This is a genomic window from Neorhizobium sp. R1-B (assembly GCF_004368875.1).
GTDB classification, from domain to species: domain Bacteria; phylum Pseudomonadota; class Alphaproteobacteria; order Rhizobiales; family Rhizobiaceae; genus Neorhizobium; species Neorhizobium huautlense.
In genome coordinates, this window is the sequence record NZ_SOEM01000004.1 from 189,707 (window position 1) to 215,043 (window position 25,337).

A 25,337-nucleotide genomic window follows, 5' to 3' on the forward strand; every position below is an offset into this window, starting at 1 on the left:
GGAGTATGGTTTCGCGTTTGCTCTCCGATATCCAGGATGCCCGAACGCTTCTGGTGATCCCCTGCCTCAACGAGGCGGCGACGATCGAACCTCTTCTGCGCAAGCTTCATGCGCAGCGCGGAGCAATGGATATGCTGATCGTCGTGGCCGACGGCGGCAGCCGGGACGGCACGCCCGAGATCGTCAGCAGTCTCACGTCCGAAATTCCAGACCTCCTGCTGCTCGCCAACGCCAAGCGGATACAAAGCGCCGCCATCAATCTTGCCGTCGATCGTTTCGGAGAAGATCGGGACTATCTCATCCGCATCGACGCACATGGCGATTACCCGGATGACTATTGCCGGACCCTCATCCATGAGGCGATCGAGATGAACGCCGATTCCGTGGTGGTCGGCATGGAAACCATCGGTTTCGGCCTCTTTCAGAAGGCGACCGCCATTGCTCAGAACTCCAAGCTCGGCAACGGCGGCTCCAAGCATCGTGCGGGAGGGGGCGGCGAATGGGTCGATCACGGCCATCACGCGCTGATGCGAATTGAGGCCTTTCGTTCCGTCGGGGGTTATGACGAGAATTTCAGTCACAACGAGGACGCCGAGCTTGACTTCAGGCTGCGCGCCGCCGGCTTCCGGATCTGGATGACCGGCAAGACCTATATGACCTATTATCCGCGAGCCAGCGCTTCGGCCCTCTTCAAGCAATATCTCGCCTACGGTCGCGGCCGGGCAAAAAATCTCATGAAACACCGTTCAGTCCCGAAGCTCCGGCAGGCGATTCCGTTGGCAGTCGCACCGGTCGTTGTCGGGGCGGTTCTGGCACTCATCTATTGGTGGGCGGCGGTACCACTGGTGATCTGGGCTGCTGCCTGCCTCGGTTACGGCTTCTGGATGGCTGTCGGACAGAAAAACCCCTACGGCCCGCTCGCCTCGCTCTCGGCCATGATCATGCATTTTGCCTGGTCTGCCGGCTTCTGGCTGGAATTGGCCGGCGTCGGACGGAGGGCGGCGTGATGACGGCAGGCGAAAGATCGGTTCGTATCGATATCGGCATCTGCACCTATCGGAGGCCGGAACTGCGGGCGACGCTCGAATCCCTGTTCAGGCTCGCCGAACCCATGGGAGTCCAGCTGCGCCTGATCGTCGCCGATAACGACGCAAGTCCCAGTGCGCGGGCGCTGGTAGACGAGATGCGGGTGCATTCGCCGTTCCCGATCCACTACGTGCATTGCCCAAAATCGAATATCTCCATCGCGCGCAATGCCTGCCTTGCCGAAAGCGATGCGGACTATCTCGCCTTTATCGACGACGACGAGACGGCGACGCCTCTATGGCTCGCCGAACTCTTCTCTACCCTGATGCACAGCGGAGCCGATGCGGTTCTAGGCCCGGTCAGGGCGATTTATGATGGCCGAAGCGCCGGTTGGATGCGGAAGGGTGATTTCCACTCCACCATGCCGGTGTGGGTCGAGGGGCGTATCAGAACCGGTTACACCTGCAACGTTTTGCTCGACATGCGCTCGCCGGCGGTATCTGGGCGACGGTTTGCGCTGTCGCTTGGACAGAGCGGTGGCGAGGATACGCATTTCTTTACGGGATTGACCGACGACGGCGGGCGCATCGAGTTCGCCCGGGACGCCATCGTCGAAGAACGGGTTCCGGAAAAGCGCGCCAGCTTTTCTTGGCTTGCCAAGCGCCGTTTCCGGTCAGGTCAGACGCATGGGCGCATTCTTGCCGCGAAAAATGCCGGCCTGAGCCGTGTCAAACAGACCGGAGTTGCGGGCCTGAAATTCGTCTTCTGCGCGGCAATGGGCGCGGCGACGGCATTTTCACCCGTCAAGCGCAATCGTTATGTCCTGCGCGCTGCGCTTCATGCCGGCGTGGTCTCCGGCACACTGGGGATGCGCGAAATCCGACAATATGGAGCCGTCGAAACCGCATGACGATGTCCGATTTCCAGCCAGATGTGAGCTTTGTGATCGCGGCTTACAATGCCCAGGATACGATCGGGCAAGCGATTGCCAGCGCTCTTGCCCAGATCGGCGTAGCGGTAGAGGTGATCGTCATCGACGATTGCTCGAAGGACGCCACGCGAGAACTCGTACGCCACTATCCGGACGAGCGGGTGCGGCTCATCGAGCAGGAGGAAAACGGCGGACCTGCAGCGGCCCGCAATGCCGGGTTTGCGGCGGCGCGGGGACGATGGATTGCCGTTCTCGACGCCGACGACACGGTCTATCCCACCCGTCTGCTGACGATGCTGGAGCGTGCTGAGGAAGCCGAGGCTCAGGTGGTACTCGACAATCTCGACGTGGTTCCCATTGAGGGCGGAAAGCCGCAGACCATGTTTGCCCGGGAAGAGCTCAAGCGGCGGCCGATCCTGACGCTTGCCGACTTCATCGGCTCGAACGTGATCTTCCAGTCGACCTTCAATTTCGGTTACATGAAGCCGATCTTTGAACGCGATTTCCTGGTCCGTCACCAACTGCGTTTTGATGACACGCTGAGGGTAGGGGAAGACTACCTGCTGCTCGCGTCGGCGCTTGCCTGCGGTGCACGCTGCGCAATCACTCCGGATGTCGGCTACGTCTATCACCTGAGGCAGGGTTCGATTTCGCGGGTGCTGGAGCAGTCCCACATCGACGCGATGCTGGCTTCCGACCGGGCCTTTCTCGCCCGCTACAAACTGGATGCCAAGGCCATGGCGGCTCAAACCCGCCGCACCAGAAGTTTCCACGAGGCGACGGCATTTCTAACGCTCGTCGACGAAATCAAGAAAGGCTCCGTGGGGGGCTTCTTGAAAACAGCAGTCCGGCATCCGGGTGCACTCAAGCACCTGCGTATGCCGATTGCTGTCCGCATGCGCCGGCTGGTGGGACACCGCTGGCGCCAACTGAAATCCGATCGGATAGGGCGGGGGCGCCCTCCGGAAAGGACGAAGGAATGGATATGAACAGACCAGTTCGAAAGGCGGTGATCCCCGTCGCAGGCAACGGCACTCGGTTCCTGCCGGCCACCAAGGCCATGCCGAAAGAAATGTTGACGATCGTCGATCGCCCCGTCGTCCAGTATGCGGTCGATGAAGCCATGCAGGCAGGGATCGAGAACATCATTTTCGTCACCAGCCGCAACAAGACCGCGATCGAGGACTATTTCGACAGCGCTCCGGAACTTATCGCCACCCTGACGCGCTCGGGTAAGACCGTACAGGTAACGCAGCTCGAGAAGATGCTGCCGGTCGCCGGCACCGTAAGCTACACCCGTCAACAGGTGCCGCTCGGCCTCGGACATGCGGTCTGGTGCGCCCGTGAGCTTGTCGGCGACGAGCCTTTCGCCCTCCTGCTTCCCGACATGGTGTCCTACGGCCCGCAGGGATGCATGGCCGGCCTGATGGACCTATATGAAGAGGTCGGAGGCAATGTCTTCGCGGTCGAGGAATGCGCACCCGAGGAGACATCGAGCTACGGCGTCGTTGGTGTCGGTCGGGGCGTCAAGAACGGTTTCGAAGTGACGGCCATGGTCGAAAAGCCGAAACCGGAGGACGCGCCGTCAAATTATTACCTGAATGGCCGCTATATTCTTCAGCCGGAGATCTTCGAGCTTCTGGCCAGCCAGGAACGTGGCGCCGGCAACGAGATCCAGCTGACCGACAGCATGCACAAGCTTGCCCAGGTCCAGCCGTTCCATGCGCATCCTTACAAGGGGCGCACATTTGATTGCGGCAGCAAGCGCGGCTTTATCGAGGCCAATGTGGCATTCGCCATGTTGCGCGCCGACATGGGCGCAGAAATCCATGCCTCTCTCAAGGAGCTGCTGATGTCGCACGAGACGCGCGTCCAGGCCGCATAGCATAATCAAACCTATTTGCGGCGGGCGGCAGCACCAACTGCCGTCCGTCACTTACAAGCTCCGGAAAGCGAGCCCAATGGATCAGGTAAACTTTCGACCGCGAACAATATTTCCGAGCGAGACGCGCGACAGCGACACGTTCATCGATCTCGACAAGCTCTGGGCAGCGGTCATACGCCGCCTGGGCGTGATCATTGCATGCATAGTTGCGACGGTCGTTCTCGCAGGGCTCTATCTTTTCATGGCCCAGCCAATCTACACGGCGATGACGCAGATTCTCATCGACGAAAATCTCTCGCGCTACGCTGAGGATGAGAAGGACAGCCAGACCGCCCAGCAGATCGACAACCGCATGTCGAGCGCCGTGGAAATCCTCAAATCGAAGGCACTGGCACTGCGCGTCGTTGATAAGGGGAAGTTCGACCAAAACGAGACGCTGGTGAATCCACCGAAATCACCCGTCGATCTCGCCAAGGGCGCGATCAAGAGCGTGACATCTCTGCTGACGCCGGGCGGACCGCCCCCCTCTGAAGAGCTCGAGCGCATGGGCCGTCGCGAGAAGGCGGCCGCCGTTCTGCAGCAGGCTCTGACGGTGGAGCGGGTCGGGCGCAGTTCGGTCATCGCGATTTCCATCCGCTCTCCGGATCCGCAGCTTTCCGCGGCGATTGCTCGCACTTATGCGGATTCCTATCTGACCGACCAGCTCAATGCCAATTTTGACGCGTCTGAACGAGCCTCGTTCTGGCTGCAGGAGCGGCTGAACGACCTCAACAGCCGCGCGCAGCAGGCTTCCCTCGCTGTTGAACAGTACAAGACCGAGCATGGGCTTGTTTCTCCGCGCGGTGAGCTCCTCTCCAGTCAGCAGCTCTCCGATCTCAACAGCCAGTTGATCGTCGCCCAGGCGGATTCCGCGACCGCTTCAGCGCGCTACCAGCAATATAAAGCGATCATCGACAAGGGTGCTGAGGCGGCCGTCGAGAATGCAGTCATTTCGGCGCGCGATACCGACAACTCGGTGATCCAGGATCTTCGCAAGCGCTATATCGCAATCAATGATCGCGAGCGGGGCGTCATCCAGCAGTTCGGCGCGGATCATCCCCAGGCAGTTGCCCTCAAGAGCGAGAAGGAGGAGATCTCCCAGCAGATCTACCGCGAACTTCAGCAGCTGACGGGAAGTTTCCGCAACGAATTCGAGGTTGCGAGCTCTCGCGAAAAGTCGCTGCGGGATAGCATCGACCGGGTCGCCGGCCGCAATTCCGAAGCCAATGTCTCGATGGTGCAGCTTCGCGAACTGGAGCAGAAGGCTGCGGCCCTGAAGACGCTTTATGAGTCATATCTCGGTCGATTTGAAGAGGCGACCCAGAGGCAATCGTTCCCGATCGCCAAGGCACGGGTGATTTCCGAGGCTGGTACACCGACGGCCCCCTCCAGCCCGCGCAAGACGCTCACCATGGCATTGTCGGTCGTCCTCGGGCTGATGCTCGGCTGCGCGGCAGCGACATTGTTGGAACTGCGCGAGCGCTTCTTCCGCACCGGTGATGATGTTCAGGACAAGCTGGGCCTTCGCTTCCTCGGCTACCTGCCGACGCTCTCCGGCATCCATGCCGAAGAAAAGCCGGCACCTCAACCGACCGAAGCGGAGGCTGCGGCTGCACCGCCCGGCAACCCGATCTCGTTCAGGCGTCTGATGAGGGTCGCTGTCGAAGCGCCGCGTTCGCAGTTTGCCGAAACGCTCAGAAATACCAAGCTTGCCTGCGATATCATGCTGCAGGAGCGCAAATGCCGGGTCATCGGTGTCGTTTCCTGCCTTCCTGGCGAGGGCAAGTCGATGGTTGCCGCGAATTTCGCAGGTCTCATCGCCTCGAGCGGCGTGCGCACCCTCGTCATCGATGCGGATCTCCGCAATCCGGGCTTGAGCCGCATGCTGGCATCGGAGCCGGAGATCGGTCTGGTCGAGGTCGTGTTGCAGAAGACGTCCTGGACCAATGCCGCCCGGGTAGATCGCCGGTCGCGACTGACAATCCTGCCGATGACGACGCGCAGCAAGCAGCTTGCCCATACGAGCGAACTCCTTGCTTCAGCCGGCATGAGCCAGTTCCTTGAAAGCGTCAAGGATGCGTTCGATGTCATCGTCGTGGATCTGGCGCCGCTTATCCCGGTGATCGATGCCAAGGCTTTCGAGCCTTATGTCGACGGCTTTGTCTTCGTGACCGAATGGGGTGTCACACCGACGAAGGCAGTGCAGTCGGTGATGCGTTCGGAGCCGCAGATCGCTTCCAAGACGGTCGGCGTCATCCTCAACAAGACGGAGATGTCGGAACTGCACCGCTATGCGGATCCTGGCGCACCCGAGCGGCTGCGCAACAATTACCTCTCCTACTACAAGGAAGGCTCCGCGTCGGCGCCTCGATAAACTGAAAGGGGCGGTTTACCGCCCCTTCTCATTCCAGCTCATCCGCAAGTCTCAGGCGCGTACGGCCATCCTGCCATCCAGGCGATTTACGTCCGCAGTCCGGAGAGCCTTGCGGAATACGTCGCCGATGCCGATCAGCACCGGCTTGTCGATGCCGATTTCAGCCATCGCGGCAGGCATATCGCTCAACGAGCCGCTCCAGCGCCGTTCGTTTGGCCGGCTCACCGCGCTGACGATGACGACAGGCATGGTGGAGTTCATTCCCGCCGCCATAAGTCTGGCGGCAATCTCTCCGGCAGTGCGGCCGGACATGTAGTAGATGGTCGTAGTGCTGGAGTCGGCGAGCGCACGCCAGTCGAGATTATCCGGCAGCACCCCTTTGCGGGAATGGCCGGTGACGAATCGGACACCCTGCGCATGGTCGCGGTGGGTGAGCGACACGCCGAGCCTGGAGGCCATGGCACTGGCCGAGGTGATGCCAGGTACGATGTCGACGGGTATTCCCTCCTGCTCCAGGCAGGCGATCTCCTCGCCAGCACGGCCGAAGATCATCGGATCGCCGGATTTCAGACGCACGACGCGTTTTCCGGCCTTGGCGAACTTGACCATCATCGCGTTGATGTCTTCCTGCTTGCAGCTTTCACGGCCGCCGCGTTTGCCGACCAGCATCCGCTTTGCCTCGCGTCGAGCGAGTTCCAGCACATCGTCGGAAACAAGATCGTCGAAGAGAATGACATCTGCGGCCTGCAGGGCACGCATGGCTTTCAGCGTCAGCAATTCCGCGTCGCCGGGACCGGCTCCGACCAAGGTGACGCGGCCGATGGCGGGGGCTTCCGAGAGCCTTTCCGCCTCCCTCAAAAGCGCCCCGCCGACCGCCTCCTCCGGCGTATTGGAACCTGCAAATGCACGATCGACGAAACGCTCCCAGAAGGCGCGCCGTTGCTGACCAGGCGCGAGCCGGGCATTGATCTTTTCTCTCATCGATTGGGCAAGCTCTGCCCAGCCTTTCAGCGATTGCGGCAGGAGTGTCTCGATACGCCGACGGATCGCCTGAGCCAGGATCGGGGCTGCGCCGTCCGTGGAGATCGACACGACGACCGGCGAACGATTGACGATCGAACCGAACTGGAACTGGCAGAAGGCCGGCTTGTCGATCACGTTGACCGGTACGCCGGCTCTCAGCGCTGCATGGAAGAAGGCTTCCGCTTCGGCCTCCTCTTCGCAATCGGCGACCGCCAGGGTGGCCCCGTTCAGCACTTCGGCACTCCACATCCGGGGGTGATGTACAAAACGGCCTTGCGGATGTTCGGATCCGCGCCCGACCAACTGGCCGAAGGTCTCGGTGAGGTCTTTGGCATAAACGTGGACCTCGGCACCGCAGGCGGCCAGAAGTTCCGCTTTCCATGCCGCGGCATCCGATCCGCCTGCGACAATCACCCGCTTGCCCTCAAGCCCCCAGAAGACGGGAAGCTTCGCAAGGGGCGCCAGGCGGGCGGGCGCATCATTCCGCTGCTGCTGCAAGACATCCATCGATGATCCCCCTGATTTCTGCGCGGCAGGAGCCGCAATTGGTGCCGGCATTGGTTTCCCTGCCGATGGCTTCGACGCTGTGGCAGCCGCCCCGGACGGCACTGACGATGCGGTTGACGCCAACCGAGAAACAGGAGCAGACGGTGGCGCCTGGGTCGGGTTGGTCAGCGCCGGGCCGACCGGCGACGATGGCAAAGCGCTTGCGCAGGTCGCTATGTTCGGCCGTCAGCTGGGCGATCGCCCAGTTGCGGGCGACGGCAACGGGTTGGCGCGCAAGGAACAGGGCGGCAAGCAGTCTCGAGCCATCGAAGAAGGCGAGCCGAAGATCTCCGGTGTCATGATCGGCATAACCGAGGGGCTCGATATCGCCGCCTATGGAAAAGGCTTTCCGGCACCAGGCCGTCCAGTCGCCGACCTGATCCGCGAATGCCAGCTCCACCCGCCATCCGCCCTCGGCTTTGGCAAGAGCCCAATAATCGGCCTTCGGTGTGGCCGGTCTGGTGGATGACACTGCAAAACCATAAAGAGCGGCAGCGAAGGACCGCGCGGCAATGGCGACGTTCTTGGACGCAGGTTGGCCGGAATGGGGGTCGGTCACCGGAGCGACGAGTGCGTCGATGCGTGCCTGCGCCGCGAACTGGTCGTTCCAATGCATCGGCACGAAGACGCTGCCTTGCGCCTGCCGCTCAGTTACCAGCGCACGCACGATGGCTTTGCCGTAAGGACTTTCCAGCTGCACAAGCCCGGCGCCTCGGACGCCGAGCTCCATCGCATCGCGTGGATGTAGTTCGGCAAAGGGTTCGGCGATATGGCCCGAAAGCCTGGCGCTTTTGCCCGTGCGGGTCATCGTATGCCAATGATCGCGGACGCGGCCGGTGTTGAGTGTCAGCGGATATCGCGTGCTGCTCCGGTCCGTCTCCGGCGCCTGGACCGCAACGAAGCGGGCCTTGCGATCAGGGTGGAAGAAACCGCCCTCTGCGAAGAAGCGGGTCGTCGCGGGCTGCGAGCCAGCAGGTTGCGGCCATTGGAAAGGCATCAAGGCGTTATAAGAAGGGCCATCGATTGCCGCGTGAGCGCCGATGTCGAAATCGCGGCTGCCCTCGTTCTCGAATGCCGAAAGCGCCGCGTGTTCGGCGAAAATCTCGGCCGCCGACGAAAAGTCGAAGCCTGTGAAACCCATGCGGCGTCCGACTTCAGCAACCTGCCACCAGTCGGCCCTGGCTTCCGCGGGAGCGGCCAGGAAGCGTCGCTGGCGGGAAATGCGGCGTTCGGAATTGGTGACGGTGCCATCCTTTTCGCCCCAGCCGACAGAGGGCAACAGCACGTGCGCATGGCGCGCCGTATCGGTCTCGTGCTGAATATCGGAGACCACGACGAAGGGGCAGGCCTGTATGGCTGCCTCGACCGCATTCGCATCCGGCATTGAAACAACCGGGTTCGTTGCCATGATCCACAGCGCCTTGATACGTCCGTCAGCCACGGCGCGGAACATATCCACCGCCTTCAGCCCAGGTTTCTGCGCGAGTGTCGGCGATGCCCAGAACCGCTGCACACGGTCGCGATGCTCCGGGTTTTCGACCGCCATATGGGCGGCAAGCATGTTTGCCAGCCCGCCGACTTCTCGTCCGCCCATGGCATTCGGCTGACCGGTCAGCGAGAAAGGCCCCATGCCGGGTCTACCGATGCGGCCCGTGGCCAAGTGGCAGTTGAGGATGGCATTGACCTTGTCGGTACCGGTCGAGGATTGGTTGACGCCCTGGCTGTAGCAGGTCACCACCTTTTCGTTCGTTTCGAACAGCCGGAAGAATTCGAGCAGCTGGGAAACCGGCAGACCGGTGCGCGTGATCAAAGTGTCGAGCGTGAGCGCCGATGCGGATGCGAGTGAGTCTGCAAAACCTTCTGTGTGGGCGGAGATATAGGCTTCGTCTATGGCCAGGCTTTTGCTGAGATGGGCAAGCAGGCCCATAAAAAGCGCAACATCCCCATCGGGGCGGATCGCCAGATGCAGGTCGGCAATGTCGCAGGTCATGGTGCGGCGGGGATCGATAACGACTACTTTCATAGCCGGCCGCGCAGCCTTAGCGGCCGCAAGGCGCTGGTAGATCACCGGATGGCACCATGCGAGGTTGGAGCCGGTGAGGATCACCAGATCGGCAAGTTCCAGGTCCTCATAGGTCCCGGGAACGGTGTCGGAACCGAAGGCGCGGCGATGGCCGGCAACGGAGGAGGACATGCAGAGCCGGGAATTGGTATCGATGTTCGCAGAACCGATGAAGCCCTTCATCAGCTTGTTGGCGACGTAATAATCTTCCGTCAGCAATTGTCCCGAGACATAGAAGGCAACTGAATCGGGTCCATGTTCGGCAATGGCCTCGGAAAACTTGCGGGCGACAAGATCCAGGGCCTCGTCCCATTTGCTGCGCTCGCCGTGAATCTCCGGATAGAGGATCCGACCGTCAAGATCGATGGTTTCGGCAAGCGCCGAGCCTTTCGAACAGAGGCGGCCATAGTTGGCGGGATGGTCGGCATCGCCCGCGATCTTGACCGTACCTGTCCCATCGACGGAGGCGATGACGCCGCAGCCTACGCCGCAATAGGGGCAGGTGGTCCTTGTGCTGTTCTCATTCCGGAGTTCTGGGCGCATCGGCCTACTAGTTCCTCGCTGGACGACAGATTGCTGAAGCGGCATTCCCAGGAGCCGGAAACGAAAAACGCTGCGCAATCAACCAGTCCCGAAAGGACTCTGGGTGAGTACACAGCGTCGATGCTGGCGCCTGAATTTGGGCTTTCGGCGGGTCCGCTCCGTTGCAGATTTGCCGGTTGGAACATGGCTGAAAGGGCCTTTTGCTCCGCCTGTATCATCGCAAAAGAAACGGAATTGCACAAGATTTAATAAGATGCAATTGCAGCTCAAAAATTGTGCATATGCCTTTTCAGGTGAAGTCTTGGGCCAGTAGACTGATAATGATCAGCCCTAAAAACAGGCTTAGCACCTTCCAAAACAGCAGCGGGTTACGTTCCATCAACGAAGGCGAACGGGTCCTGAGGAGCTTCGCATTCGGATGCGACAAGTCATATTCGAATTCCGAGAGTTCGGTGTATCGTTTGGCTGGATCGGGATCGACGGCCTTGCGGATGGCTTCCTCGACCCAGTCCGGCACATCGGGGCGGATTTCGCGAAGGCCGGCGAAACGAAGTTTCCGCTGCTCTTTCTTGCTTCTTGTGCGTGCGACCGCCGGGCCATAGGGCAGTCGGCCCGTCAGCATGTGGTAGGCAATCGCCCCGAGCGAGTAGAGGTCGGACTGCTCGCTTCCCCGCTCGCCTGCGAAATATTCCGGCGCGGCGTATTGCACCGTCCCGAGTATGTCGGGGTCATCAAGGCTCGGCGCCGCTTCGATCACTCCGGCCACTGCTGCCGATCCGAAGTCGATGATTTTCACGGTACCGCTCCGATCGATCATGATGTTTTCAGGCCGCAGGTCCTGGTGGATGATCTCCTTCCGGTGCAAGGCACGAAGCCCATTGGCGATCTGGCCGACGATATCCCGCACCGACCGAAGATCCGCCTTTGGCCGATCGGCCATCCACTGGGCAAGGGTCTCGCCCTCCACATAATCCATCACCAGGTAGAGCGACCGGCGCGGCTTGAGCGGCTGCCGGCTCTTCAACACGTGAATGCTTGAGACCCGGCGTGCGACCCATTCCTCCATCGCGAAGCGCCGAAGGTAGTTCTCGTCCTGGCGCATGTCTGCGGAGGGAAATTTCAAGACCACGTTCTCGCCGGTTTCCGGCTGGGTTGCGAAAAAGATGTGGCTGCGACTGCTTGCATGGATCTGCCGATGGAGCCGATATCCCTCGAAATCGCCGGGAATCCGGGGCAGGGAGGCTGGAGGCAGGGAACCCGCAAGATCGAAGACCGGTTCGAAATCGTCATGCGGCAGGTTGTCGATCCGAACGACCTGGATCGTCAGATTGTCGTCGCTTCCCGCTTCATATGCCGAGGCGGCAATGTCCTTGGCCGCAGCGGACAGATCTCCTTTTGACATGAGGCGCGCTGCGATATGGCGAGGAGCGACATGGTCATGGATGCCGTCTGTGGTCAGTACGAAAACGTCACCGGTATGGATGTCCAGCCGGTGATAATCGATCTCCACCGAAGGAAGGAGGCCAAGCGCGCGGCCGAGATAGCTTTCGCTCTGCGATGGGGTCAGGCGGTGGTCGCTTGTCAGCGGCTCCAGACTGTCGCCCGACAACCGCCAGATACGGCTGTCGCCCATATGGAAAATATGTGCCCGACGCCCCTTCAGTACGAGCGCCGAAAATGTGGTGACATGCGCGCGATCGAGATTCTCCACACCCCGGTTCTGCGCATGGAGCCAGGAATTAGTGGCGTCGATCACACGGCTCGCCGCAGTCTTCACCGTCCAGGCATCGGAGGTGCAGTAGTAATCGGTCAGGAAGCTCTTGACCGCAGTCTCGGCGGCGATGTGGCTGACCGGACTTGAGGAGATGCCGTCGGCGATGGCAAGCGCCACGCCCTTCATTGCAAGAACGGCGCCTTCGGGGACGATGGCGCCGTGGAAATCCTGATTGATTGCCTTGCGGCCCGGCGCCGAATACTGGCCGATGTCGACCTTGAGTTTGCCCGGGGCGAGAGACTGCAGCATAGATTTTTCCTGGAGGGTGGCTCCGCCGGCCGCGGCGGAGCCAGTGCAGACTACTCCGCGGCGACAAGCCGTGTCGCGGGCTTTTCTTCACCCTTGCGGCTTGGCGAGGTCTTGTAGTGGGTGGCGTAGATCACGCCGCCGACGAAGGTCAGGCCGCCCACAAGGTTACCGACTACGGTGGGGATTTCGTTCCAGAGGAAGTAGTCCAGCCAGGTGAAATGACCGCCCAGCATGATGCCCGACGGGAAGAGATACATGTTGACGATGGAGTGCTCGAAACCGAGATAGAAAAAGACCAGGATCGGCATCCACATGGCAATGACCTTGCCGGATACCGAATTGGACATCATGGCGCCGATGACGCCCGTCGAAACCATCCAGTTGCACATGACCGCCCGCACGAAAAGGGTCAGCATGCCGGCCGCTCCAGCAGCAGCGTAACCGATCGTGCGCGATTCACCGATCACACCGATCTTCTGGCCGACGGCGTTGGGCGCTTCGGAAAAGCCCATGGTAAAGATGATCGCCATGAAGAGGGCGGTCGTCATGGCGCCGGCAAAATTGCCGACAAAGACGAGACCCCAGTTGCGCAGCACGCCGCCGAGCGTCACGCCTGGCCGCTTGGCGATCAAGGCCAGCGGTACGAGCGTAAAGACGCCGGTAAGGAGGTCGAAGCCCATCAGGTAGAGCATGCAGAAGCCGACCGGAAAGAGCAGTGCGCCTAGCAGCGGCTGTCCGGTATTGACCGTGATGGTGACGGCGAAGGCTGCTGCCAGTGCCAGGATGGCGCCGGCCATATAGGCGCGGATCAGGGTGTCCTTGGTGGACATGAAGATTTTCGATTCACCCGCGTCGATCATTTTCGTCGCGAGTTCCTGCGGGGCTACATAGGACATGGTTTATTTCCTCCACCAGTCATGATTTTTGTAGAGAGTGTGGCAAGCATCATTCGGCTGCGGCGAGCGCCAGGCTCTCGAGAGCCATGAAGATTTCGTCGCCGCGTAATTCCAGTTGGATGGTTTTGACGGAGCCTTCGTCGGCACCGAGCGCCTTGCCGGTTTCGAGCGAAATCACCCAGTTGTGGAGCGGACAGGTCACCGAAGTGCCGTGCACGATCCCCTGGCTGAGTGGGCCGCCCTTGTGAGGGCAGTGGTCTTCGATGGCGAAAACCTGGTTTTCAGCAGTGCGGAACACCCCGATCTTACCCATGGGCGTCTTCACGCAGCGGGCGCCGCGAAGCGGGATGTCATCGATCTTGCCGATTGCAATCCAGTTCATCGTCATCTCCTTTACTCCGCGGCCTGATTGAAGCCGACAGTCGCCATCGGCCTGAACTCGTGCTTGTCCTTGCCGGAAACGCGCTCGGACCAGGGGTCAACCTGCGCAAATTTCTGGCTGAAGACGAAGCGCTCGTAATAGGCCTTGCGCTTTTCCGTATCGGTCATGATCTGCCGGCGGATTTCGTCGAGGCCGATGCGCTTCGCCCATTTGTAGATGCGCTCCAGGTAACGGCCCTGCTCGCGGTACATCTGGGTCAGTGCCACGATGTGCTCCAGCGCCTCGTCCTCGGTCTTCACCAGGCCAAGCACCTCCGTGCCCTTGATGTCGAGGCCAGCGGCGCCTGCGAAATGGATCTCGAAGCCCGAGTCCACGCAGATGACGCCGATATCCTTGCAGGTTGCCTCGGCGCAGTTGCGCGGACACCCGGAGACGGCCATTTTCAGCTTGGCAGGCGTCCAGGAACCCCACATGAATTTCTCGATGCGGATGCCGAGGCCCGTCGAATCCTGCGTGCCGAAGCGGCACCAGTCGGAGCCGACGCAGGTTTTTACTGTGCGCAAGCCCTTGGCATAGGCCTGGCCGGAGACGAAACCCGCCTTGCCGAGATCGGCCCAGACAGCCGGCAGATCTTCCTTCTCGACGCCTAGAAGGTCGATACGCTGACCGCCCGTCACCTTCACCAACGGAATCTCGAACTTGTCGACCACATCGGCGATCGCGCGCAATTCCTGGGAGTTGGTGACACCGCCCCACATGCGCGGAACAACGGAATAGGTGCCGTCCTTCTGAATATTGGCGTGGACACGCTCGTTGATGAAACGCGACTGGTAATCATCGGCATATTCGTCCGGCCAGTCGCAGACGAGGTAGTAGTTGAGCGCCGGGCGGCACTTGGCACAGCCGCAGGAGGTCTTCCACTCCAGTTCCTGCATGACGGCAGGGATCGTCTTCAGCTTCTTCGCTTTGATCAAGCGGCGGACGTCGTCATGGCCGAGTTCTGTGCAGGTGCACATGGGAGTGACAGCGGCCGGGTTGTAGGCGTCACCAAGCGTGAGCGCCATCAACTGCTCGACAAGCCCGGTACAGCTGCCGCAGGAAGCGGAGGCCTTTGTGTGAGCACGCACATCGTCCAGCGACGTCAGGCCTTTGGCTGTGATCGTTGAGGTGATCTTGCCTTTGCAGACGCCGTTGCAGCCGCAGATCTCCGCATCATCCGGCAAGGCTGCAACGGCCGCCATAGGGTCCAGCGGAGAACCCCCTTGATAGGCCTGTCCGAAGATCAGCGTGTCACGCATTTCCGAAATGTCGGTCGCTTTTTTCTTCAGATCGTTGAACCAGGCGCCGTCGGAGGTCTCGCCGTAAAGCACGGTGCCGATGATGCGGTTGTCCTTGAGGACGAGGCGCTTGTAGACGCCCGCAGTGGCATCGCGCAGCACGATTTCCTGGCGGTCGTCGCCGTCGGCGAAATCACCGAGCGAGTAGAGATCGATGCCGGTGACCTTGAGCTTGGTCGGCGTGTCGGAATGGACGAAGGCAGGCTTCGTATCGCCCGCGAGGTGCGCGGCCGCGACGCGCGCCATTTCGTAGAGCGGCGCGACGAGGCCGTAGACCATGCCGCCCACTTCCGCACATTCGCCGATGGAGAAGATGTCGCCATCCGAGGTCTGCATGCCGGCGTCGACAACGATGCCGCGATTGACGGCAAGTCCGGCTTCCTTGGCCAGGCCGACATTCGGCCGGATGCCGACCGCCATGACAACGAGCGTTGCCGGGATGATGCGGCCGTCGTCGAGTTCGATGCCTTCCACTTTGCCATCGCCGATGATCGCTTTGGTATTGGCTTTGCAGATGACCCTGATGCCGCGATCTTCGACGGCTTTCTGAAGGAGATAGCCAGCGGCGGGATCGAGCTGACGTTCCATCAGCGTCGGCATGACATGCAGCACGGTCACGTCCATGCCACGCTCGGCAAGTCCGGCCGCAGCTTCAAGCCCAAGCAGACCGCCGCCGATCACCACGGCCTTGGCGCGTGACTGGGCGGCGAGCAGCATAGCGTTGACGTCGTCCAGGTCGCGATAGGTGATGACGCCGGGAAGATCCTTGCCAGGCACCGGAATGATGAAAGGTACCGAGCCGGTGGCGATCACCAGCTTGTCGTAACTCTCGGTGACGCCGTGATCGGAGGTGACCGTCTTCGCGGCGCGGTCGATCGCGACGATCTTGTGGCCCTTGTAGAGCGTGATGCCGTGATCGATGTACCAGCCGTCACCATGGATGACGATCTGCTCGTAGGTCTTCTCGCCCGAAAGGACGGGCGAGAGCATGATGCGATCGTAGTTGACGCGCGGTTCGGCATTGAAGATCGTGACCTGATAGCGGCCCGGCGCCTGTTCGAAGAGGTGTTCCAGCATGCGCCCGGGGGCCATGCCATTACCGATGATAACAAGTTTCTCAGTCATGATATTACTCCGCGGCTTCAACGAAGCGGTGGCGTTCGTAGAGGAATTTGAGGACGGCCTCGCGGCACTTGAGGTATGTGCGGTCGGAGGCGAGTTCGATGCGGTTTCGGGGGCGGTCGATCTGCACGTCGAGGACTTCGCCGATCCGGGCCGACGGTCCGTTGGTCATCATGACGATGCGGTCGGAAAGCAGCACCGCCTCGTCGACGTCATGGGTGATCATGACCATCGTGTTGCCGAGGCGCGAGTGGATTTCCATGACCGCATCCTGCAGATGCGCGCGGGTCAATGCGTCGAGAGCGCCGAAGGGCTCGTCGAGCAGCAGGATCTTTGGCTCCATGGCAAGAGCCCGGGCGATGCCGACGCGCTGCTTCATGCCGCCGGAGATTTCCGAGGGCCGCTTGTCCTTGGCGTGTGCCATCTGGACGAGGTCGAGATTGGCCATCACCCAGTCGTGGCGTTCGGCCTTGGTTTTCGTCCGGCTGAAGACCTTGGCGACGGCGAGATTGACGTTTTCATACACCGTCAGCCAGGGCAGCAACGAGTGGTTCTGGAAGACCACGGCACGTTCCGGCCCGGGCGCATTGACCTCGCGGTTTTCAAGCAGGACAGCGCCGGCCGAAACCGGCGTCAACCCGGCGACGAGGTTCAGCAAGGTGGACTTGCCGCAACCCGAATGGCCGATGATGGAGACGAATTCACCCTTGGAGATCGTCAGGTTGATGTCCTTCAACACCTCGGCGCGCACGCCGCCGCGGTCGAAATATTTGTCGATATGGTCGAGCTTCAGATAGGCGTTCATGGGTCCGCTCCTCAGTTTGCCGAAGCGCCGCGGGTGATGATCTTGCCGAGCGCGGAAACCAGCTTGTCGAGGGCGAAGCCGACAACGCCGATATAGGCGAGTGCGACGATGATGTCGGGCAGCCGCGACGAGTTCCAGGCATCCCAGATGAAGAAGCCGATGCCGACACCGCCGGTCAGCATTTCGGCCGCGACGATCGCGAGCCAGGAAAGGCCTACACCGATGCGCAGGCCGGTGAAGATGTAGGGTGCCGCCGACGGCAGCATGATCTTGAAGAAAAATTCGAACTGGTTAAGGCGCAGCACCTGGGCGACGTTGCGATAATCCTGCGGGATATTGCGCACGCCGACGGCGGTGTTGATGATCACCGGCCAGATCGAGGTGATGAAGATTACGAAGATTGCCGATGGGTTTGAGTCCTGGAAGGCGGCGAGCGACAGCGGCAGCCAGGCGAGCGGCGGCACGGTGCGCAGGACCTGGAAGATCGGGTCAAGGCCGCGCATCGCCCAGACGGACTGGCCGATGATCGCGCCGACGATGACGCCGGCGATTGCGGCAAGCCCAAAGCCGTAGGCGACGCGCTGCAGAGATACCAGGACGCGCCAGCCTAATCCGATATCCTGGGAGCCATAGTTGAAGAAGGGGTAGGCGATCAGGTCATAGGCTTCCGTCCAGACGACATGCGGCGATGGCAGCGAGGCCTGCGGCGACGAACAAAGTACCTGCCAGACGAGTAGGATCAGCGCCAGGACGACGACCGGCGGAACAACGTTACGCAAGGCGGCCGCCCCCATCCGGCGGACATCGATCTTGGCGACCTGTCTGCCGGAAAAGGGGACGACTTTGCCAGCCGGTTTGGCTGAGGCGATCGTGGAGAGTTTTTCTTTTTTTGCCAGGGCGGACATCAGCGCTCCTTATGAATAAAAAGCCGGCGCGCCCGTCACGCGCCGGAGGCGGGGGTTCAGGACGCAGCCTTGATCGAAAGGCTGTCGAGATAGGCCGAGGGATTTTCCGGGTCGAAGACCTTGCCGTCGAAGAAGGTTTCCTTGCCGCGCGAGGACGAGGCGGGGATATCGGCAGCCGCGACGCCAAGCTCCTTGGCGGCCACGCGCCAGATATCCTCGCGGTTCACCTGATTTACCAATGCCTTGATATCGGTGTCGGCGGGCAAGTATCCCCACCGGGCGTTTTCGGCCATGAACCAGGTGTCATGGCTCTTGAACGGATAGGAGGCGCCATCCTTCCAGAACTTCATGTAAAGATCGGTGCCCTTGGCCTCGCGGCCGTTGCCGTAGTTGATGTCGCCCTGGAGACGGCCGAGAACATCCTTCGCGGGAACGTTGAACCACTGGCGCTTGCCGAGGATCTCGGCCATTTCCGCCTTGTTGTCCATGCTGTCGCACCATTGCTGGGCTTCCATGACGGCCATAAGCAGGGCCTTGCCGGCGTTGGGGTTCTTTTCGATCCAGTCGGCGCGAAGGCCGAGCGCCTTTTCGGGGTGCCCCTTCCAGAGTTCGCCGGTGGTGGCGGCCGTGAACCCGATGCCCTGGTTCACGAGTTGCTCGTTCCATGGCTCGCCCACACAGAAGACGTCCATGTTGCCGACCTTCATGTTGGCGACCATCTGCGGCGGCGGCACGACGATGGTGGATACGTCCTTGTTCGGATCGATGCCGCCGGCGGCGAGCCAGTAGCGGATCCAGAGGTCGTGGGTGCCGCCCGGGAAGGTCATGGCAGCCTTGATTTCCTTGCCCTCGGCCTTCTTCTTTTCGAAGGCAGCCTTCAGCCTGGAGGCATCGAGTTGCACGCCGGTATCGGCATATTCCTTGGCGACCGAAATGCCCTGGCTGTCGAGATTCAGGCGAGCGAGGATCGCCATCGGCACCGGCTTGTTGTTCTGCGTCACCTTGCCGGTGTGCATGAGATAGGGAAGCGGCGAAAGGATATGGGCTCCGTCGATGCCGTTCGCGGCGCCGCCGAGGACGAGGTTGTCGCGGGTCGCGCCCCAGGAGGCTTGCTTGGAGACGTCCGCATCAGGAAGGCCATGCTTTTCGAAAAGCCCCTTCTCCTTGGCAATGATGAGGGGAGCGGCATCGGTGAGCGCGATGAAGCCGAGCTTGACGCCGGTTACCTCCGGGCCAGCACCGGCTGCGAAAGCACCGGACGGAAAGGCAGTCTTGACTGCGCCGATGAGGGCGGCAGTGGCAGTCGTCTTGAGCATGCAGCGGCGTGTGATGCCGGTCGTCAAAATCTTGGTCATGCGCAGGTTCCCTCTGCTGGCCGGTTTTAGGCACAAAAAAACGCCGCTCGGAAATTGCGTCCACGGGATGGGAGGATCCCGGACAGCAAAGACCTTGCGACGTCGGTGTCTTGTGTAAGCGCTTATGCCGCGCCTATCCGCGCCGGTCGCCATTGACCGGTGCAGATAAAGCAATGCAAAGGGCGTGCCAGTTTGCGGGTGGGGATCTAGAGCGCTGAATTTAAAGAAATATTTTCGCTATGAAATTCGCAGCTTAAATATGAAGCTGCGTGCCGTGCTGCAATATTTTTGTGCGATTGCTAAATTGAAGGCGCGCAAACGATGTGCACCGATTGCGGCATTCTCAGATTTCGTGTCGCTCGGCATTGTCTGCCAAAGGGCTGCGGACAGCGAAATTCTCAATATAGGCGGCGATGTTGGACGGGTCGAAGACATGGCCGTCCATGAAGCGATCGCCATCGCGTTCGCCTTCGATACCGATATCGGCATTGGCCGGACCGGTGCCCAAGGCGGCACGGTAAAGGTCGGGTCGGTAGGCGCTTGCCGCCGCGCGAAGTCCCCGTTCGTTGAACTCTGCCTGACCCCAGCGGATCATCTGACTGTAGAGCCAGAGGGCGTGGCTGGGGCGGGGATAATTCGCAAAGCCGCGATGAAACGTGAAATAGTCCTCGATGATCCGGCGGTTTCCCTTGGCGTCGAGGCTGAATTGCCCCGCAAGAACGTGGCGGATGATATCCACCGGCGCGGCGATGAAGCGGGGGCTGGCCAGGGCTTCGGCGAGCGCATCGTGATTTTCAGGCCGGTCGCACCAGCGGGCTGCCTCATCGAGCGCCACGAGGAGCCGCGATACGGTCTCTGGCCGGCTTTCGGCCCAGTCCGGCCGCATGCCGATCACTTTTTCCGGTGCTGACGGCCAGATATCCTGCTTGGCAGCGACGATGCGGCCCACACCACGTTCGGAGGCCACCATATTCCATGGCGCGCCGACGCAGAACCCGTCGATCGCACCCGCTGCGAGGGCGTCCGAGGTCATCGGCGGCGGGACGACGACCAGCTTCACGTCACGATCCGGATCTATTCCTCCTGCTGCAAGCCAGTAGCGAAATTCGTAATTGTGCGAGGAAAAAGGGTAGGTCATGCCGAGCGTCGGCAAAGGCTCTCCCCGTTTTCTCATCACCTCCAGTACCTTTGCCAAAGCTTCCGCGTTTTCGAGAGCGGTGGCGTTTTCGGCAATCCCCGCAATCTCTCGCATGCGTTCGAAAAGGCGGGTGGAAAGGGTGATGGCATTGCCGCCCTGGCCAAGCGAGAACGGCGTGATGGTGGGCGATGGATTCGAGCCGAGCCCCAGCATGGAGGCGACCGGCATCGGCGACAGCATGTGGGCGATTTCGAACTGACGGAAGGCGAGGCGATCGCGCACATTCGCCCAGGATACGTCCTTCACCAGGTCAAGCGTCACGCCCTCCTTGCGCGCAAAGCCGAATTCGGCGGCGGCGATCAGCACGGAGGCGTCCACCAGCGGAATGAAGCCGGCGCGCAAAACTCTCGGACCTTCGCCATTGACGCGCGCGGGCGTGGGGAGGTCGCTTCCGGATTGGCCGATTTTCGTCATCATGTTCACTCCGGCTTTCTCCCGGAAATCTTCCTGGGCGAAAACATCACATCAAAAGTCCGGCGGCGGTCACGACGCTTTGCGCGATCTCCGACATCTTCTTTTTTTCATTCATGGCAGTCTGGCGAAGCAGCGCGAATGCTTCCTCTTCCGAAAGGCCGCGCATCTTCATCAGAATGCCCTTGGCGCGCTCAATGACCTTGCGCTCCTCCAGCGCCGATTTCGCTTCGGCCAGTTCACGCTGAAGGCGGCTGAAGGCGTTGAAACGGCTGACCGCCATGTCGAGGATCGATTTGACGCGCTCCTTCTTCAGCCCGTCAACGACATAAGCTGAGACCCCTGCTTCCATCGCCGCCTCGATAAGTGCCGTATCGGACCGGTCTACGAACATGGCGATCGGTCTGCTCACGGTGCGGGTGAGCTGGAAAAGGTGCTCCATCATGTCGCGATTGGGGTTTTCGATATCGATGACGATGACGTCCGGCTTCAAGGTTTCGATGATCCGGGCGACGCCCTGAACCTCATGGATGACCGTCACATTGCTGTGGCCAGCCTCCCGCAGCCCTTCCTCGATGATGGAAGCGCGGATGGCATTTTCGTCCATGACCAGAATGGTGAGATCGGGAGCCCGCATTCATATAATGTTGCCGCAGTGCAGCAACCTTGGCAAGCGTGATCATCAATTGCCTGAATTGCATCGTCGCGAGGCAGTCTGGAAAGAAGCGGTTAACCTTTATTTTTTACTTAATGAAAGGATGTGCCATCCTCGTATCTCGTCCGGGTCTCATGCAATTTTCACGTCTTAATTTTCCCCAGAGTTCCGACCAATCCGGTGCCGAAGGCGATGCCGCGCAGGAGCGCGCCCATCCCAAGAGTCTCGAGGATTTCAACCAGCCCGTGCTGGAGCAGGCGCCGTGGCAGGCCGCGTTTCGGCTTGCGCCGAACGTGCGCTTCACGCGGACGCCCGAAAGCGTCTTGCACCGGAGGCCGCTCGGTACCGAGCCTTCCGGCCCGTCCGCCGTCACAGAGACGGGCGGCGAGGCGGAAGCCGTTTCCTCGGAGATGTTCATCAACGCCGCCGACCATGATTCGGAAGCCGTCGCTGAACAGGCGATAGTGCCGGTCGAGGAAATAGCGGGCCTGCAGAGGCTCGCCGCGACGATGCGGCGAACCGCGGCCGAAGAGCAAACCATGATCATTTCGTACCGAGAGGCAATTCCCGTGATGGCGGCACCTACCGAAAGCCGGCGGGATATCGCAATTTCCGACTTTGCATTCTGGGATGTGATGCCGTTCGAACTGGAAGGCTCGGCGCCTGTCGAACCACTGGTTGTTCCTCTTCAACCGGAAATGCGGCCAATCGCGGCGCAGCCAGGTCAACCGGTGACCAATCTTTACCGCGAGGTGCCCCGAAAGCCGGCTGCCCGCGCCGTCGTCGTTGCACCGTCTCCGAGGCCGGAGCCGATCAAGGTTCCGGAGCCCGTGGTTCCCGTTCAGGTTGCTCCGCGGCCGGCCGCGAAGGCCCTGGCTCCCGTTCTGGCAGAGCCGCCGCAACCGGTACCTGTTATCACCGCTGCCGCGGTGCCGCAGCCCGAGCTTCCACGTGCGCGGGCTGTTCGTCCGGCCGTGGCGGAATATGAATTCCCACCGATCTCCCTGCTGCAGGAGCCGCAAGGCGAGCGCGGCCAGGCGTTTCAGCCGGATGCCCTGCAGCAGAGTGCCGGCCTGCTCGAAAGCGTTCTTGAGGACTTCGGCATTCGCGGGGAGATCATCGACGTGCGGCCGGGCCCGGTCGTTACGCTTTACGAGTTCGAGCCCGCGCCGGGTGTGAAATCTTCCCGTGTCATCGGCCTCTCGGATGATATCGCCCGGTCGATGTCGGCGCTTTCGGCGCGTGTCGCCGTTGTGCCCGGTCGTAATGTGATCGGCATCGAACTACCGAATGCGACCCGCGAGACAGTCTATTTCCGCGAGCTGATCGAATGCGAGGATTATTGGGAGACCAAGCATCGGCTGGCGCTCTGCCTCGGCAAGACCATCGGCGGCGAACCCGTCATCGCCGAGCTTGCCAAGATGCCGCATCTGCTCGTCGCCGGCACCACCGGCTCGGGCAAATCGGTTGCCATCAACACCATGATCCTGTCGCTCCTCTACCGGCTGCGCCCGGAAGAGTGCCGGCTGATCATGATCGATCCGAAGATGCTCGAGCTTTCCGTCTATGACGGAATCCCGCATCTCCTGACCCCCGTCGTTACCGATCCCAAGAAAGCCGTTCTTGCGCTGAAATGGGCGGTGCGCGAGATGGAGGACCGCTATCGCAAGATGTCGCGCCTCGGTGTCCGCAATATCGATGGCTACAATCAGCGCGCGGCGCTTGCCCGCGACAAGGGTGAGGTGATCACCGTCAGCGTGCAAACCGGGTTTGACCGCAGCACGGGCGAGATCGTCTACGAGGATCAGGAGCTCGATCTGTCGCCGATGCCCTACATCGTCGTCATCGTCGACGAAATGGCCGATCTGATGATGGTGGCCGGGAAAGATATCGAAGGCGCGATCCAGCGGTTGGCGCAGATGGCGCGTGCCGCCGGCATCCATCTCATCATGGCGACCCAGCGCCCTTCGGTCGACGTCATTACCGGCACCATCAAGGCGAACTTCCCGACCCGCATCTCCTTCCAGGTGACCTCGAAGATCGACAGCCGCACGATCCTAGGCGAGCAGGGCGCCGAGCACCTGCTCGGCCAGGGCGACATGCTGCACATGGCAGGCGGCGGTCGGATTTCCCGCGTCCACGGACCTTTCGTGTCGGATGCCGAAGTGGAATCCGTCGTGCGTCATCTCAAGACCCAGGGCCGGCCGGATTATCTCGGCACGGTCACCGAGGATGAGGACGAGGCGGAAGAAGAGGACGTTTCGCAGGAAGCCGTCTTCGATAAGAGCGCCATGGGCGGTGACGACAGCGACGAGCTTTACGAAAAAGCGGTCAAGGTGGTCATGAAGGACAAGAAGTGCTCGACCTCCTATATCCAGCGGCGCCTGTCGATCGGCTATAACCGCGCCGCCTCCCTGGTCGAACGCATGGAGCAGGAAGGTTTGGTCGGGCCTGCGAACCATGTCGGCAAGCGCGAGATCATCGCCGGCGGTCGCCCGAATGTGGCCGTGGCCGAGGATTTCGGCGATTGACGACCCATTTCCCTTCGTGGGGAGGTGGGATTGGTGCAGCTCATTTGGTGGAGAGTGCGACTTATCGGCTACGGATATAGTCGCTCAGCCGGTTCGCCGCATCCTCGATCTGCAGCGGATCGCGCAGATAGCATGCGCGCATGAAACCCTGGCCGCCCGGCCCAAAGGCGGTTCCCGGCGCCATGCCGACGCCCGTCTTGTCGACGATCCTGAACGCCTCTTCGCGGCTGTCGGTGACGCCATCGATCTTCAGGAAGGCGTAGAGAGCGCCATCCGGCTTACGGGTTTCGACGCGGTTGGTGGCGATCAGCGCGTCGCAGAGGATATCGCGGGATATGCGTGCCCGTTCGATATTGGTGCGGACGAAATCGTCCCCTTCGTCGAGTGCAGCAATCGCGCCCTTTTGCATGAACTGAGCAACGCCTGAGGTCGAATACTGGATGAGATTGGTCAGTGTCTGGCCGATCTCGGCAGGTGCTACCATCCAACCGACGCGCCAGCCGGTCATGCACCAGTTCTTCGAGAAGGAATTGGCGAAGATGATCCGGTCTTCCGGCTCGATGACGTCCATGAAGGACGGCGCGCGGGCGCCATTGAAATAATAGAGACCGTAGATTTCGTCGGCGATGATCCAGAGGCCGTGCTGGCGGGCGAGTTCGAGGACCGCCTTTAAATCCTCGCGGGTTGCCGTCCAGCCGGTCGGATTGGATGGCGAGTTGATAAAGAGCGCGCTGGTCTTCGGCGTGATTGCCGCTTTCAGCCGTTCCATGTCGAGCACCCAGCGTCCGTCCTCAAAGCCCAGTTCCACGGCAACCGGCTTCGCTTCCGAAACGCCGATCGCATTCACCACATTCGGCCATGCCGGCGAGAGGTGGATGATCTCGTCGCCGGCAGATGCAACCGTCTGGATCGCAAGCACGATCGACTGCATGCCCGAGCCGGTGACATAGATGTTGTCAAGCGCAAGGGTTACTCCGTAGTGCCGCTGGTAATAGCGGACGATCGCTTCGCGAAGCGCCGGAATGCCTTGGGTCCAGGTATAGAAGGTTTCTCCGGCGAGAAGCGCTTCGCTGGCTGCGCGGGTGATGAAATCGGGCGTTGGAAGGTCGCCTTCGCCGATCCAGAGCGGCATCAGGTTTTCGCGGCCTCGGGCGTAGGTCACGATTTCGCCGATGCCGCTGCGGGGCGCTGCCGCGGCGCGGGCGCTGATGTCCGGTCTGATGATTGTCATGATTGGCCTGTCGGAATTGCGTCTTCCCTGCCTAGGCTCAACTCCGCAGAGAGGTCA

Annotated in this window: 18 protein-coding genes; 6 read left to right on the top strand and 12 right to left on the bottom strand. The window is 61.1% G+C overall.

The annotated features are described in order from the left end of the window. Positions 1 to 5: 5 nt before the first annotated feature. The 5 genes from EDE05_RS07970 to EDE05_RS07990 all read left to right on the top strand — a co-directional run bounded on the left by EDE05_RS07970 (position 6) and on the right by EDE05_RS07990 (position 6,255). A complete protein-coding gene (locus tag EDE05_RS07970) occupies positions 6 to 1,007 on the top strand; it encodes a glycosyltransferase family 2 protein (RefSeq protein WP_132409473.1) in 1,002 nt (333 codons plus the stop codon). Next, complete coding sequence (locus tag EDE05_RS07975; RefSeq protein ID WP_132409471.1) at positions 1,007 to 1,936, top strand: glycosyltransferase family 2 protein; 930 nt, start codon at positions 1,007 to 1,009, stop codon at positions 1,934 to 1,936. Before EDE05_RS07970 ends, EDE05_RS07975 begins: the two co-directional genes overlap by 1 nt. Then, on the top strand, positions 1,933 to 2,946 hold the full coding sequence (locus EDE05_RS07980) for a glycosyltransferase family 2 protein (RefSeq protein ID WP_132409469.1): 1,014 nt from the start codon (positions 1,933 to 1,935) through the stop codon (positions 2,944 to 2,946). The genes EDE05_RS07975 and EDE05_RS07980 overlap by 4 nt, the downstream gene beginning before the upstream one ends. Further along, positions 2,937 to 3,842, top strand: coding sequence for a UTP--glucose-1-phosphate uridylyltransferase (locus EDE05_RS07985; protein ID WP_132409467.1), 906 nt, complete (start codon positions 2,937 to 2,939; stop codon positions 3,840 to 3,842). Before EDE05_RS07980 ends, EDE05_RS07985 begins: the two co-directional genes overlap by 10 nt. A gap of 76 nt (positions 3,843 to 3,918) precedes the next feature. Further along, positions 3,919 to 6,255: a polysaccharide biosynthesis tyrosine autokinase gene (locus tag EDE05_RS07990; RefSeq protein WP_112799424.1), complete on the top strand. Its 2,337-nt coding sequence runs from the start codon at positions 3,919 to 3,921 to the stop codon at positions 6,253 to 6,255. A 51-nt stretch (positions 6,256 to 6,306) separates the two neighbouring features. On the opposite strand, the gene cysG is transcribed toward EDE05_RS07990, so the two are convergent. From cysG to EDE05_RS08045, 11 genes are all read right to left on the bottom strand, one after another. Further along, the gene (cysG, locus tag EDE05_RS07995) at positions 6,307 to 7,785 is read right to left on the bottom strand and encodes a siroheme synthase CysG (protein WP_132409463.1); all 1,479 of its coding nucleotides are present in this window, start codon (positions 7,783 to 7,785) and stop codon (positions 6,307 to 6,309) included. Continuing rightward, positions 7,757 to 10,429 (bottom strand): nitrate reductase, encoded by a 2,673-nt coding sequence (locus EDE05_RS08000; protein WP_132409461.1) that lies wholly within the window; start codon positions 10,427 to 10,429, stop codon positions 7,757 to 7,759. The genes cysG and EDE05_RS08000 overlap by 29 nt, the downstream gene beginning before the upstream one ends. Before the next feature lie 289 nt (positions 10,430 to 10,718). Continuing rightward, positions 10,719 to 12,452 (bottom strand): bifunctional protein-serine/threonine kinase/phosphatase, encoded by a 1,734-nt coding sequence (locus EDE05_RS08005; protein WP_132409459.1) that lies wholly within the window; start codon positions 12,450 to 12,452, stop codon positions 10,719 to 10,721. Between the two features lie 50 nt (positions 12,453 to 12,502). Then, on the bottom strand, positions 12,503 to 13,348 hold the full coding sequence (locus EDE05_RS08010) for a formate/nitrite transporter family protein (RefSeq protein ID WP_105371375.1): 846 nt from the start codon (positions 13,346 to 13,348) through the stop codon (positions 12,503 to 12,505). 49 nt (positions 13,349 to 13,397) lie between these two features. Next, positions 13,398 to 13,736 carry a nitrite reductase small subunit NirD gene (gene nirD / locus EDE05_RS08015; RefSeq protein ID WP_105371376.1) on the bottom strand — a complete coding sequence of 113 codons (339 nt, stop codon included), beginning with the start codon at positions 13,734 to 13,736 and terminating at the stop codon, positions 13,398 to 13,400. Positions 13,737 to 13,741: 5 nt separating this feature from the next. Then, positions 13,742 to 16,192, bottom strand: coding sequence for a nitrite reductase large subunit NirB (gene nirB / locus EDE05_RS08020; protein WP_112799415.1), 2,451 nt, complete (start codon positions 16,190 to 16,192; stop codon positions 13,742 to 13,744). 4 nt (positions 16,193 to 16,196) lie between these two features. Continuing rightward, complete coding sequence (locus EDE05_RS08025) at positions 16,197 to 16,994, bottom strand: ABC transporter ATP-binding protein (RefSeq protein ID WP_105371378.1); 798 nt, start codon at positions 16,992 to 16,994, stop codon at positions 16,197 to 16,199. Positions 16,995 to 17,005: 11 nt separating this feature from the next. Beyond that, positions 17,006 to 17,899 carry a nitrate ABC transporter permease gene (gene ntrB / locus EDE05_RS08030; protein WP_105371379.1) on the bottom strand — a complete coding sequence of 298 codons (894 nt, stop codon included), beginning with the start codon at positions 17,897 to 17,899 and terminating at the stop codon, positions 17,006 to 17,008. A 56-nt stretch (positions 17,900 to 17,955) separates the two neighbouring features. Then, positions 17,956 to 19,254: a CmpA/NrtA family ABC transporter substrate-binding protein gene (locus EDE05_RS08035; protein WP_105371380.1), complete on the bottom strand. Its 1,299-nt coding sequence runs from the start codon at positions 19,252 to 19,254 to the stop codon at positions 17,956 to 17,958. 343 nt (positions 19,255 to 19,597) lie between these two features. After that, positions 19,598 to 20,875, bottom strand: a complete 1,278-nt coding sequence (locus EDE05_RS08040; RefSeq protein WP_205839316.1) for a CmpA/NrtA family ABC transporter substrate-binding protein — start codon at positions 20,873 to 20,875, stop codon at positions 19,598 to 19,600. A 37-nt stretch (positions 20,876 to 20,912) separates the two neighbouring features. Next, a complete protein-coding gene (locus EDE05_RS08045) occupies positions 20,913 to 21,500 on the bottom strand; it encodes an ANTAR domain-containing response regulator (protein ID WP_105371382.1) in 588 nt (195 codons plus the stop codon). A 152-nt stretch (positions 21,501 to 21,652) separates the two neighbouring features. On the opposite strand from EDE05_RS08045, the gene EDE05_RS08050 reads away from it, so the two are divergent. Beyond that, the gene (locus tag EDE05_RS08050) at positions 21,653 to 24,049 is read left to right on the top strand and encodes a DNA translocase FtsK (RefSeq protein ID WP_105371383.1); all 2,397 of its coding nucleotides are present in this window, start codon (positions 21,653 to 21,655) and stop codon (positions 24,047 to 24,049) included. A gap of 61 nt (positions 24,050 to 24,110) precedes the next feature. Here the strand turns inward: EDE05_RS08050 and EDE05_RS08055 are convergent, their stop codons facing one another. Beyond that, on the bottom strand, positions 24,111 to 25,280 hold the full coding sequence (locus EDE05_RS08055; protein WP_105371384.1) for a pyridoxal phosphate-dependent aminotransferase: 1,170 nt from the start codon (positions 25,278 to 25,280) through the stop codon (positions 24,111 to 24,113). Positions 25,281 to 25,337 lie beyond the last annotated feature (57 nt).